The organism is Paenibacillus mucilaginosus 3016, assembly GCF_000250655.1.
In the GTDB taxonomy this organism is placed as follows: domain Bacteria; phylum Bacillota; class Bacilli; order Paenibacillales; family NBRC-103111; genus Paenibacillus_G; species Paenibacillus_G mucilaginosus.
Window position 1 is genome coordinate 943,509 of the sequence record NC_016935.1, and the last position, 12,752, is coordinate 956,260.

10 protein-coding genes are annotated in these 12,752 nt (G+C 60.3%); 8 read left to right on the forward strand and 2 right to left on the reverse strand.

Going from position 1 to position 12,752, the window contains the following annotated elements; genetic code table 11:
• Positions 1-45: 45 nt before the first annotated feature.
• The 5 genes from PM3016_RS04165 (at position 46) to PM3016_RS04185 (ending at position 8,282) form a co-directional block, all read left to right on the forward strand.
• Positions 46-681 carry a hypothetical protein gene (locus tag PM3016_RS04165; RefSeq protein ID WP_013914659.1) on the forward strand — a complete coding sequence of 212 codons (636 nt, stop codon included), beginning with the start codon at positions 46-48 and terminating at the stop codon, positions 679-681.
• 34 nt (positions 682-715) lie between these two features.
• Positions 716-1,978 (forward strand): TRAFAC clade GTPase domain-containing protein, encoded by a 1,263-nt coding sequence (locus tag PM3016_RS04170; protein ID WP_014368530.1) that lies wholly within the window; start codon positions 716-718, stop codon positions 1,976-1,978.
• Positions 1,978-4,743: a GAP1-N2 domain-containing protein gene (locus tag PM3016_RS04175; protein WP_014368531.1), complete on the forward strand. Its 2,766-nt coding sequence runs from the start codon at positions 1,978-1,980 to the stop codon at positions 4,741-4,743. Before PM3016_RS04170 ends, PM3016_RS04175 begins: the two co-directional genes overlap by 1 nt.
• Positions 4,744-5,055: 312 nt before the next feature.
• Positions 5,056-7,821, forward strand: a complete 2,766-nt coding sequence (locus tag PM3016_RS04180; protein ID WP_014368532.1) for a putative bifunctional diguanylate cyclase/phosphodiesterase — start codon at positions 5,056-5,058, stop codon at positions 7,819-7,821.
• Between the two features lie 233 nt (positions 7,822-8,054).
• Complete coding sequence (locus PM3016_RS04185; protein ID WP_013914664.1) at positions 8,055-8,282, forward strand: hypothetical protein; 228 nt, start codon at positions 8,055-8,057, stop codon at positions 8,280-8,282.
• Between the two features lie 170 nt (positions 8,283-8,452).
• Here PM3016_RS04185 and PM3016_RS04190 read toward each other — a convergent pair whose 3' ends face one another.
• On the reverse strand, positions 8,453-9,283 hold the full coding sequence (locus PM3016_RS04190) for a helix-turn-helix domain-containing protein (RefSeq protein WP_014368533.1): 831 nt from the start codon (positions 9,281-9,283) through the stop codon (positions 8,453-8,455).
• Between the two features lie 135 nt (positions 9,284-9,418).
• Here PM3016_RS04190 and PM3016_RS04195 point away from each other — a divergent pair, with 135 nt between their 5' ends.
• Entirely contained in the window at positions 9,419-10,192 is a 774-nt protein-coding gene (locus PM3016_RS04195; protein WP_014368534.1) for a sugar phosphate isomerase/epimerase family protein, read from the forward strand.
• 80 nt (positions 10,193-10,272) lie between these two features.
• A complete protein-coding gene (locus PM3016_RS04200) occupies positions 10,273-11,292 on the forward strand; it encodes a Gfo/Idh/MocA family protein (protein WP_013914667.1) in 1,020 nt (339 codons plus the stop codon).
• A 230-nt stretch (positions 11,293-11,522) separates the two neighbouring features.
• On the opposite strand, the gene PM3016_RS04205 is transcribed toward PM3016_RS04200, so the two are convergent.
• Entirely contained in the window at positions 11,523-12,023 is a 501-nt protein-coding gene (locus PM3016_RS04205) for a CcdC family protein (protein WP_014368535.1), read from the reverse strand.
• Between the two features lie 136 nt (positions 12,024-12,159).
• Here PM3016_RS04205 and PM3016_RS04210 point away from each other — a divergent pair, with 136 nt between their 5' ends.
• On the forward strand, positions 12,160-12,591 hold the full coding sequence (locus tag PM3016_RS04210) for a universal stress protein (RefSeq protein ID WP_013914669.1): 432 nt from the start codon (positions 12,160-12,162) through the stop codon (positions 12,589-12,591).
• The last annotated feature ends 161 nt before the right edge of the window (positions 12,592-12,752 follow it).

The window sequence follows — 12,752 nt, forward strand, 5'->3', positions numbered from 1 at the left end:
CCGGAGGCTGCATGGAACTTGAGTCGCAAGGAGAGAGGCGGGCTTATGCAGTGGCAGGAAGGGTCTGAAGGACAGCGCATCACGAAGGCATCCTCCCTGGTGGAGGATGCCCGCTGCGTCGTCACCTGGCAGTGGCCGAAAGACATTCAGTATGTGTACATCTACAGCTTTGCTTCCGGGGAGGAGGACCCGCCCGAAGGGCTGACCGCCAGGGAGCTCAAGCTCTATACGCGGGAGGAATATAAGGTGCATGGAGGGTACCGGGTGCCGGCTGATTTTACCGGCGCCCGGTGCTTCCGCATCTTTCCCTGCGTGATGGGGGCCGGAGGGCTCACACCGGTGAGACAGCTTGATGCCGGCAACCTGACCCGCCTCAGCGGAAGCAGGGCGAAGATCCGCTGTTCGGTCGAATACGGGGCGAGCCTCTTCAGCCGCCACCGTCCGGTGCGGATCCGGCTGTTCTGCGAGGTGCCCGTGCCCCGTGAGGCCTTATGCTACGTGAAGAAGGAAGGCGGCGTGCCCCTGAACAAGGATGACGGGACGGTCTACCCGCTGGTCAGCGATCTGCCGGCGGGCCGCACGGATCTGCCGGAGATCCGGATCGGGCGCAGCGAACGCATCCGGATTTTCTTCACGGACGGGCCGAAGTACGGGGAGCTGTTCGAGATCGTCCCGGAGTAGAAGCATCATTTTTGGCAGGAGAGGAGGGAAACCCATGCTCGGTTTCATCAAAGGGCTGTTCGACAAAAAGCCCGCGCCGCCGCAGCGGCCGTCGTATTACAGTATCGTCTGCCCGCACTGCTTCTCGCGCTTCGAGCCCGAGGAGGTGGTCTTCCGGGCGGCGCATACGAAGGAGAACGACAGCGAATTCGCGCTGCAGGAGGACGAGAGGCTCAATGCCTGGCGGCGCAAGTTCCGGCTCTCGCAGCCGGATATGGAGGCGGTCCTCGACCCTACGACCATACCGCCGGAGAACCGGACCTACACCGAGAATGTGCTGACGGCCGTCACGGACCGGTACGGCGTGCTGACGCGCAGGCGGCTGTGTCCAGGCTGTCATAACGAACTGCCGGTCTCGGCCGGCCGGACGCCAAGCAACATCATCTCGATCGTCGGTGCGTCCCAAGTCGGCAAGTCGGTGTACATGACCTCGCTGATCCACACGCTGCAGACGACGACGGCGGCGAATTTCGACGCCGCCTGCATGCCGCTGACCGCCGACATTTCCCGCAAATTCCGGCAGAATTATCACGAGCCGATCTTCGAGCGGGGCACAATGCTCGGCTCGACCAACCCGAACGAGCAGCAGGAGCCGTTCATTTTTCAATTCGTCTTCAAGGACAGCCGGCGCGCTCCGCTGACGCTCGTCTTCTTCGACGTGGCGGGTGAAGGCATGGTCGAACGGGATTATCTCGACATCTATGCTTCGCATATTCAGAACTCATCCGGTATTCTGTTCCTGGTCGACCCGCTGCAGATCCGCACGATCCGGGACAAAATCCGGCTGGGCGTGGGGGAAGAGGAAGGCGAATTCGCGAGCCGCTACGACGAGCCGCGGGAGGTCATCATCTCCTTGTTCGAGAATTTCATTGCGCATCAGCAGGGGAGCCGGACCCCGATTCCGACCGCAGTCGTGCTGACCAAGAGCGACATGCTGCAGTATCTCAAAGAGGACGACAGCGAATACATCCGGGGGAACAGCAACGTCTTCCGGCCCGTCGTTCATAAGGGCGCGCTGAACCAGACGGAGTTCGAGAATATCAACGGCGAGATCCGCCGGTTCATCGAGAAGGTTGACCGTCCGTTCGTGGATGCACTTGACGTCTATTTCGAGAATACCGCCTACTTCGCGGTCTCGGCGCTCGGCACCAATCCCGTGAAGGGGCAGGTCGGAGGCGTGATCCAGCCGCTGCGGGTCGACGAGCCGTTCATCTGGCTGCTGCAGCAGCTTCAGTATATCGATAGGAGAGATGTGTAGTGTACCGGGAGCAAGGCATACAGCAGCAGGTCTTCACCAGGGACCGGGAAGGCGTGTTCCGGACGAATGAAGGATTCGACACCGTGGCCAAATCCCCGGGGCTGGAGGCTGCTTTCATCAAAAACTCGCTCCACCCCTACTGCGTCTATAAAGCGCCTCAGGAACTGCTGGCCCGGGGAGAAGCGGAGGCGGACAGGTATCCGGCTGCCTTCGGTGTGTTCCGGGCGGAGAGCGGGGAGCTGGTCCTGGGCCGGACACTGTATGTTCCGGTCGATTTTACGGGCCAGCGGAGCGCCTTCTTCACGCACCAGTTCGTCGTGCCGGCTCAGCGGGCGGAGGATTGGTTCCGGGAGCCGGCGCGCCTCTTCCATATCACCGGCTTCCGCGGGTCCTACGATATCCTGGAGGGTAAGGAGCTGCCCGAGCTCGCCGATATCGAATACGATGCGGAAGCGGGTCCGGGCGGGGTGGACGAGCTGCTCTCCCGCACCGGCTTTGGCCGGGAGAGCTTCCGCCAGCTCCTGCATGCGGTGATGAGCTCGCCGTTCACGAGGCGCAAGGTTTACATTACCTTGGATGGGGAGCCCGCCCAGGCGGCGGAGGATGCCAAGCGCCTGATGGAGCTCGTATACGCCTGCCTGCCGTATGCCATCCGGCGGGTGCTCGGCTTCCTGACGTACAGCCAGGAGCCGGAGGGCAAGGCGGACATCCACGTCACGTTCGTGGAGCGGGGCAGTCTCAAGCAGCCGGACCGGCAGCTCGAGAAGGATATGCTGTTCGACATGCCTGGAGGCCGGATCACCGGGGCGGAGCTGCCGCCGGAAGATCATCCTTACTTCAGGCATGTCTGGCAGCTCCGGCATGATCTGCACCGGCTTGAGTCCCTGCTCGACTTCTGCGAAGAGGCGCTTCAGGGACTCGAGCCGGGGGCAGCCTTGGCGCCGGCGGCTTATGGCGAGCTCTGCACGCTGTACGAAATCGAGCAGGGCCGCGACAGCCTGTACGCAGCCGACCGCTTCGGGACGATGGAGCGGATCGTGAGCTATCTGCACCCGGTGGAGGCCGCCTCCGGGAAGGTGAGGCTTCAACAGTTGTTCGAGCGCCTGCTCCGCAAAGAGGCGGGCGACAGCAGCGGCCGGACGCAGGCCGACTATGTCGGCCTTGTAGTGAAATACAGCGGGCTGGCAGGCGATGCGGTGCAGCCCCAGCTGGCCCGCGGCTTGTCCTATCTGCTGGAGCGGGCCGCGAAGCAGCACGAGGATGACCAGACCGGGAGCGTGCTGCCCCTGCTGGAACCGCTGCAGGGTCACGACGCACTGCTTAGGGATGTCTTCGAGGAGCTGTATGAGCGCAGCCCTGCGCTGGTTCAGCGGATTGTGGCGGGGCGTCTCGACCAGACCGCCAGCGCCAAGGGCTTAGCCCTGGAGCTGGGGCTTCTGCTGAGCGCAGCCGGCGGGGTGCCGATGCGTTTCTTCGCCGAAGAGTCGCTGAAGAAGGTGCGGCAGCTGCTGCGGGGCGACGCCAGAAGGCGGACCGAAACCGCACAGTCCCTGTACACGGCGGTCGATGAACTCTCCCGCCGGGAGGGAGCGCGGTCTTATGCGAGCCTCTGCGAGCTGATCCTGCTCGACATCCAGTTGTCGCTGCTCGAAGACCTCGAGCCGGACAAGCTGACCTACGAGGACATCGTCCGTCTCGATTTCATGCTGGCCTCGCCGCGTCCCGAGCTGCTGCCCCATCTTGATACGGGGATGAAGCTGACGCTGGGCTGGCTGAGTGCCGTCTTCCGCGTGCTCACGCTGGAGCGCGGAGGGGAGGGCACGGCGGCCGCCGCCATGGAGGGGCTCGGGCCATGGGAGCTGGAGCGGGTGCAGAGCGTGCTGAAGCGTGCGCTCGAAGACCGCATCACCGCAGAGCATTTCCCGAGAATTCCCTATGCTTTCTACCACCCCGACGGCGATGCCGGAGCCGGGGCCGCCGGACGGGCGCGCTTCGAGTTCGGGGCGATGCTCGATTATGTATCCTCGCACAGCCGGGGCACCGGGGTCGTGTACGACTTTATCGCATGGAGCGCGGGGGATGAGCGGTTCGCCCCGCCGAAGGCAGGGATCGACCCGCACTACCGCGCGGCGCTGAGCCGCTATTTCGAGGGCCAGGGGAGCGGAGCCTTCCGCCAGAAGGACGTGAAGGACCGGCTGCTCCGTGTGCCGAACGAGGCGTTCCAGCGGGTCTTCCGGGAGGCCCGCCAGCAGCAGGCTCCGGCCTGGCTGCGGCTTGCCATCAGCAAGCGGCGGACGCTGCTTATGGCCGGCGTTCCGCTGCTTCTGCTGCTGATTGTCATCACGGCATACGGCAAGGCGATGATGGGGGCGATCCTCCAGCCTGCGCCGGAGCTGAAAGTGGAGAAGGTGCCGGAGACATCCCAGAGCGGCACTGTGACGGTGAGAGCCGAGGCGGCGGATGAATACGATCCGAAGCCCAAGATTTATGTGAATGATGTGCTTGCCGGGGAGAGCAGCATCACCAAAGAGATTCCTCTGGCTTCCGGAGGCAATGAGATTGTCGTCAAAGCCGAGAACAAGTACGGCGAGTTCAGCGAACCGTTCAAGCTGACCGTGCAGTTCGAGGCTCCGGCTCCGCTGCCGGCCATCCCGGTGGAGCAGCCGGCGGGACCCAGCCTCCCTGCGTCAACCAAGGAAACGACGCAGGTCCCGGCAGGTCCGGCGCTTCCCGGGACCTCAGCGGGCAAGTCCAAGACGCCTTAAACCTGGGCGGCATACTGGAACTGCCAGCCGTTTCATTTCGGCGGCTGCCCGCGTTCAGGCCTGTTCTCTTGAGAGCCTGTCACCTTTTTTGAAGGTGACAGGCTTTTTTGAGCATACCCAAATTTCCCGGGAAATCGACAGGGGAATGAAAATAAAGGAAGTCGAAATCGAAGAAGGGAATTCGACAAAAACAGCGAATACGTATTAGGATAATAGACCTATTCGGCTCCATCTGCCCAAACGACTTCTTTATGCCTGCCAAGCCTTGGGCAGAGAGGCGTGTTCTACATATGTAGGGAGGTTCACACCTTGATGCTGTCACAATCCGCCGCTCCCGTTCTTCTTTTTCTGCTGCCTGCCTTCGCGCTCTTTTATATCGCCGCCGAGATCTATCTGCGTCATCCGCAGCATCCTTCCAACCGTGCGGCTTCGGCCTTTATCTTGTGCTTTGTCGTGATCTTTGCGGGCTTTTACTTGTCTATGGTGATGTCCCTGGAGAGTGCGAGGCGGCTGCATTTTCATCTGATTGAGCCTGCGGCTTTTATGAGTGCGGGGTTCGGCATGAAGTTTTATTTGTCGGTCACCCGCCTGGAACAGCGGATTTCCCGGCCGGTTAGAGCCGTACTGTACTTCCTGCCGGCTGTGGCGGCCTACATTCTGCTGCAGATCGGGGGAACCCTTCTGGCCGATGTGGTCGAGAGCCCGTCCGGCTGGCGGTATGCCAGGTACGGAGTGGTATTCGAAATCATGGTCTCCAGTCTGCTGCTGTATATCAGCGCGGGGACCCTGCTTCTCCTGTACGCCCGGCGGAAAGCCGGTTCGTCAAGAGCACGCGCCATGTATACCGTGCTGCTGGCCAACGGCTTTTTTTCCATTCTGTGGGGATTCGGGATTGCGATGATCTCCCGATGGGTGGAAGGGCTGTCATGGACCGTCTCACTGGCCTTTCACTGTACGATCGTATGGGCGGTCACCGTCAGATATGTGGTGCTCAAATATGATTTTCTTCCCCACTACTCCCGCAAGTTCGAAGCCCTGTTCAATCTCTCCCCGTTCGGGATCGCACTGCTCGACGGGAATGCGGACATCAAGGAGATGAATCGGGCTGCCCGCCGCATGATGATCCGCCATGGGGGAGACGGTACGGAAGCTTCGGTGCTGGATGTCCTCCCGGCCGCCCACCGGCCGGCGGCCATGGAGAACTACCGCAGGAGGTTTGCCGCTCCCCAAGGGGAAAGCGGGTTCGAATATACGATGCTGGATGTCAAAGGGGAGGAGACGACCCTGTTGGTCGAAGCGGACTTTCTCGAGGTGGACGGGGAACGGCTCATGCTGCTCATCATCCGGGATATTACCGAAGAGAAGAAGCGGATGGCGGAGCATCTGGAAGCGAAGGACCGCTACAGAGAGATCGCCGAGCTGCTGCAGGTCGTCTCCCGCACGACGAACGACGGCATCTGGGAGCTCGATCTCGCGACGAACCGGCTGCGCTTCGGCATTCTGGGGGGACAGGAGCTTGGAGGCCGCCAAGGGGCGGACATGAGCATGAACGACATTATGGAGTTCGTGCATCCCGAGGACCGGGATGCAGTGCAGGGGATTTGCGAGTCGCACCGGCTGCTCGGCACGCCGTTTGAATGCGAATTCCGCTTTCTCCATGAGGACGGCACCTATATCTGGGTCTACTGTGCGGCCGAGGCCACACGGGACGACAGTGGACAGCCGCTGCGTCTCATCGGCTCCATCAAGGATATTACGGAGCGCCGCAGAGCCCAGGAGGAGATAGCGTATCTGGCCTATCACGACAGTCTTACCGGATTGCCCAACCGCCTGCTCTTCCACAAGCGCCTGTCCGAAGCGCAGCAGGATGTACGGGGACGGAAGAAGAAGGGCTTGGCCGTTCTGATGCTCGATCTCGACCAGTTCAAGCTGATTAACGACTCGCTCGGTCACCACACAGGAGATGTCATGCTCCAGTACGCTGCAGGGGAGCTGCAGCATCTCCTTCGTCCGGGCGATCTGGCGGCGAGAATGGGCGGTGACGAGTTTGCCGTGCTGCTGACAGATATAGCGGACGTTGAGGAAGCAATGGCGGCGGCGGAGGTCATTCTGTACCGGTTCCAGCTCCCGCTGCGGGCCGGCGGCCTGGAGCTCTTCAGCACGGCGAGCATCGGCGTCGCATTCGGGCTGGGCGGAGACTGCAACGCCGACCTGCTGATCCGCGGAGCGGATATGGCCATGTATGCGGCCAAGGAGCAGGGGAGAGACCGGGTGGCGGTTTATTCGCCCGGCATGACCGACCTGGTCAATGAGCGGATGGAGCTCGAAAACGGGCTCCGCCGCGCGCTGGAGCGGGAAGAATTCGTCCTGCATTACCAGCCGCAGACCGATGCGGCCACCGGCCGGCTTGTCGGCATGGAGGCGCTGATCCGCTGGGAGTCGCCGGAGCGGGGCAGGGTGGCACCGGACCGCTTCATCCCGGTGGCGGAGGAGAGCGGGCTGATCGCCCAGATCGGCTCCTGGGTGCTGCGCACAGCCTGCAGGCAGAACCGGGAGTGGCAGTGCATGGGACTGCCAAAGGTCACCGTATCGGTGAACATCTCCGTGCTTCAGCTTAAGCGCCGTCCCTTCGTGGAGGAGGTCCAGAGCATTCTGAAGGAAACGGGACTGAGTCCGCAGTATCTGTGCCTGGAAGTAACGGAGAGCGTTGCCTTCCGGGACGAAGCTATCATGGAGGTGCTCGGGCAGCTGACGGCCCTCGGGATCCGCATTGCGATCGACGATTTCGGTACGGGCTATTCTTCGCTCTCGCTGCTGAACCGGATGCCGGTCCATATTCTCAAGATTGACCGGTCCTTTATCTCGGGGCTTCCGGAGCAGCCGTCATCCGTGGTTCAGGCGATAATCTCCATGTCCCATCACATGGACTTAGCCGTCGTGGCCGAAGGGGTCGAGACGGAGGAGCAGCTGGAGCTGCTCCGGCTGCTTGGATGCGACGAGATCCAGGGCTATTATATTTCGCCTCCGCTGCCCCCGGAGCGCTTCGTCCGGTTTCTCTCCGGAATCGAGTCCGCCTGAGAACCGCACTAAAATGTTTTGAAACGCAATCGAGGCTGCCCCGTACTACCGGGTGCAGCCTTTTGGGTTTTGGCGCCTATTTGTACTAGGTTGGAACTCCTTTAGGAGTGCCGGGCCGAGTTATTCACAAAAAGTTGTTGACAATTTGTAATAATTTTTTAAGCTTAATTTAATGATCGTAATTTATCCTAATAGTAATGAGCCAATTTGATAAAGTAGGGACGGTGTTAGGGATGAAAGTGTTCGTGACCATTCAAAACAAAGAAATCCCCGTTTTCGCCGACAGCTTGAATAAGAAAACGTTGAAATTGCTGAAAACGGCGCTGGATAAGAAAGTCCAAACCGGGAGACATACACTTAAGAAATGCCTGCAGACTTTGATCAGTATCGAAGTGGTCGGCTGTGAAGCCATTCTCCATTCCTTGAACGAAAAGGATTCGCTTGCCCTGTCTCTCTACTAGAGAGACTTTTTTTTATGTGTCTTCTTCGGTCCTTAAAGGATGGGGAAGCCGGTTATCTCCATTATATGGGACAACGGCGCCCTTCATGACAGCAAAGCGGAAGCAGCGGGGCATCCCGCAGGCCTCCGCCTTTTTGGGTTATTCGGCTGTCGTGGAGCCTCAGGCCGGGGCTATGCCTGCTCGGCGGCCAGCAGAGGGCCGGACCCGTTCGCGCTCCGGTAAGCCCCCGGGGAAATCCCGTACTTTTCCTTGAACACGCGGTGAAAGTACGTATACCCGCCAAAACCGCACGTCTCCGCGATCTGGTCGAGGGTCATGGAGGTATATTTCATCCGCTCGAGCGCGGCCGTCAGACGGATTTCCTGGGCGTATTCCATCATCGTCTTGCCGTAGCTCTCCTTGAAGAGATGCACGGCCCGGGAGACGCTGAGCCCTGCGTGGCGGGCGACTTCCTCCACCCGGAAGGTGCGGGTCGCATGCTCTTCGATGAACCGCTTCATCCGCGTAACGCTGAAGGGACGGCCGCTGGCCGGGGCCGTGTCGGTGGCGGCCCTCTCGAGATAGAGGCAGAGGGCGCGCAGCAGGTAGCCGGTGAGCTCGGGGCTGCCGCCGTCCTCGAGTCTGCGCTTCTCGGCGATAATCTGCTGCCAGAGGCCGAGGAGCTTCTCGTCGAGGTCGATGCGCGTGACGGTCGGCTTCGGGGTACGATCCCACCACTCGCGCACCCAGGAACCCTCGCAGCCGATATAGTAATCGCCGGAGGAAATGATCGACCCCTTGGCCCCGGCGGCACGCTCTTCAATCCGGAGCTCGTAGGTGTCTCCCGGCTTCAGGAGCAGCAGGTCGCCCTGCTCGAGCTCACAGGTTCTGCCCCCGGCCACTACGGTCGAAGAGCCTTCGGTTTGAAGCCGGAAGAGATAGGAGGGAACGCCATGCTTATAGTGCGTGTAGAAGCGCTCCCGGTGGTATGAGTATCCGCATAGCAGTACGTTTGCCTTCATATCAACTTGGGTCCCCCGTAAATTAATAGCAAAATCGTTGATGTTTCGATTATATCGTGGATTTTCTTTTTGGGCTATGTCCGGTACGATGAATGACATAGGGAACACACAACTGCACAGGGAGAGTGAGTGTCAATGAGAAGACTCGGAATCGGGCTCCAACTCTATACGCTTCGCAATGAAACCGCTGCCGATTTTGCCGGTACGCTTCGCAAGGTGGCTCAGCTTGGATACGAAGGTGTGGAATTCGCCGGCTACGGCGGTCTTCAGGCGGAAGAACTCGGTGCGCTGCTGAACGAAATCGGTCTGAAGGCGATTGGCGCGCACGTGTCGCTGCAGAGCCTCGAGGAAGATCTGCAGGGCCAGATCGACTACATCAAAGCGATCGGCGGCCAGTATCTCATCTGCCCTTATGTAGGGGATGACCGCCGTGGTACCCCGGAAGACTGGCAGAAGCTCTTCTCCTTCTTCGAGGAAGTAGGGGCGGAAGCGCGCAAGCAGGGGCTGACGTTCGCTTATCATAACCACGCGTTTGAGTTCGAACTGAAGGTCGGCGACGAGTACGTATTCGACGCCATGTACTCTTCCACCTCGCCGGAATCGGTACAGGTGGAGATGGACGTATGCTGGGTGCAGTTCGCCGGACAGGATCCGCTGGCCTATATTCCTCGCTATGCGGGACGTCTGCCGCTGCTCCACCTCAAGGACTTCAACAAGGACGAACAGGGCGGCATGCAGACGCTGGAGCTGGGCCAGGGCGTGGTAGATCTCAAGGGCGTGATCGCCGCTGCTTCGGACGCAGGTGTCGAATGGCTCATCGTCGAGCAGGACAACTGTCAGAACCCGCCGCTGCAGAGCGTGGAGAACAGCTTGAACTGGGTCAAAGAGAACTATCTGCTCAGCCTGTAATCCTTAACCGGTATCACCCTAATAGAGAAGGACCTTTTCTTGAATAAAAAAAAGAACCCACCCCAAAGGAGTAGTTGAACGTGAGCAAATTGAGAGTTGCCGTCATCGGCTGCGGTTCCATTTCGAAGCACCGTCACATCCCCGAATATGCGGCGAACCCGCATGTGGAGCTTGTCGCTTTCGTCGATCCGGTAGGCGAGCGTGCGGAGCACTACGCCTCCCTGCACGGAGGCAAGGCCTTCTCGGATTACGAGACGATGCTGAGCGAGATCAAGCCGGATGCCGTAAGCGTCTGCACGCCGAACGCCACCCACGCGCCGATCTCCATCGCCGCAGCCAAAGCGGGCGCGCACGTGCTTGTCGAGAAACCGATGGCCGCCACCGAAGAAGAGGGCCTCGCCATGATCGAAGCCGCCAAGGCGGCTGGCGTCTACCTGATGGTCGGCCACAACCAGCGCTTCATGCCTCCGCATGTGAAGGCCAAGGAAGTGCTGAGCTCCGGCCGCCTCGGCAAGGTGCTGACCTTCCGCACGTCGTTCGGCCACCCGGGACCGGAAGGCTGGAGCGTCGACGGGCGCGAGAGCTGGTTCTTCCGCAAGCCGGAAGCAGTTATGGGCGCCATGGGTGACCTTGGCGTGCACAAGTCCGACTTCATCCGCTGGCTGCTCGGCGAGGAAGTGGCTGATGTGACGGGCTTCATCGGCACCCAGCACAAAGAAGGCACGGAAGTGGACGACAACGCCATCTGCGTGCTGCGGATGAAGAGCGGCATCATTGGTTCCCTGGTCGCCTCCTGGACGTACTACAAGGGCGAAGACAACGGTACGATCCTGTGGTGCGAGAACGGCGTCCTGAAGATCGGTACGGACCCGAACGACCAGGTGATCGTCGAGCTGCGCGACGGCACGGTCGAGCGCTACAAGGTGGGAGCTATCGCTACCAACGAGAAGCAGGTGGCGAGCGGAGTCATCGATGCGTTCGTGGAGTCGATCGTGACGAAGACGCCTCCAAGCGTATCCGGCGAAGAAGGCCTGCGTTCGCTTAAGGTCATTCTGGCGGCCTTCGAATCGCAGAACACCGGCCGGGTGATCTCGCTGTAATCCCATCTCCCCGGACAGGGCGGGGCAGGGCTGAGAGCCCTGAGCCGCCCGTCACCAAGAGGACGCTCCTGCGAAGGAGCGTCCTTGTTTAAGATATGATGAAAACTTCCTCGAAAGGACCCCGCTCAGGGGTTTTTTCTTATGTTGGTTAAACTGCATGCGCCGGGAACGGGTTGTCCGAAGTACCGAAGAGGTGAAACCTGGGGAACGCCCATCCCCTGCATCTTAGGTCACTGGAGCCTTGGGAGGCTGGTTTCCTCCTTGAGCCGGCGGTATTGACTCAGCATGGACAGCCGCCACGGAACGATGCTGCCGAAGGCGAGCAGGAAGAACAGCGCCCCGGTCTGCGGGATCGAGATGTGCCGCTCAATATAGGTATGCAGGGCGATCCGCAGGCAGAGCAGCCCCAGAAGAACGAACATGAACGCCTTGGAGCGCCTTACATAGATGGCCCCCTCCCTGTATTCCAGTTTCGAGCTGGAGATCAAGGGGTAAGAAAACAGTAAAGCTCCGGCCCCCAAGGCCAATAATGCCCAGCTGACGGGCAGGTGGAAGTAGGGGGAGACGAACATCAGGAAACCCGTACTCATTCCGAGCGGCGGCATGATGATCGCTGCAAGGGAGACCGGCCGGCGTCCCGCCCTGCTTCGCACGAAGATTGCGAGAAGAGCCATGACGAGCATCCCGATGCCGGACAGCGCCTGAAGGTGAAGAGCTCCGAATTGAACCATAGCCGATTCCTCTCTTTCCTCCTCATTATACCACTCCCGGGCGGTGATAACCAAAGGGAGCGTTTGGTGTTTCCGGCGGAAGGAGAGGGGACAAGCTCCATGGTTCCCAAAAAATCCAATCCGAGAGGTGATTCCCATGCTGTATGCCCATATCCTGGTTGCTTATGACGGCTCGAACGAGTCGGATCTCGCCTTGTCCCATGCGGTACAGCTCTGCGATCTGCTGCCCGGCGCGAAGCTGGAGGTGGTGCACGTATTCAATGTGCCCAGCCTGATGTTCGGGGAGGCGCTGGTGACGGCGCCGGCGGACGTGTCGAGGATCGAGTACGAGCATGCCGAGTCGATCGTGGACAAGGCGCGCACGAGGCTGGCGGGCCGGAACGGAGCGGAGGCCAGACTGCTGCAGGGGGCTCCGGGCAAGGTGATCCTGGCTCATGCCGAGGAAGCGGGGTGCGACCTGATTATTCTGGGCTCCAGGGGACTGAGCACCCTCGGTGAATTCATGCTCGGCAGCGTCAGCCACCATGTCGTCCAGCATGCGAAGGTGCCCGTATTGATCGTCAAGTGACGCGCGGGGCGATCCCTTGGGTCCTGTGACGGAATTATGACAGAAAAAACGTTCACGAACCCTGAAAAAATTGTCGAAGAGTCTGGACGATGGTCAAAAAAAGCTTTATAATAAATCTGTTTTCTTTTATTACTTGTGTCTTACATATAATGTGGGATTTA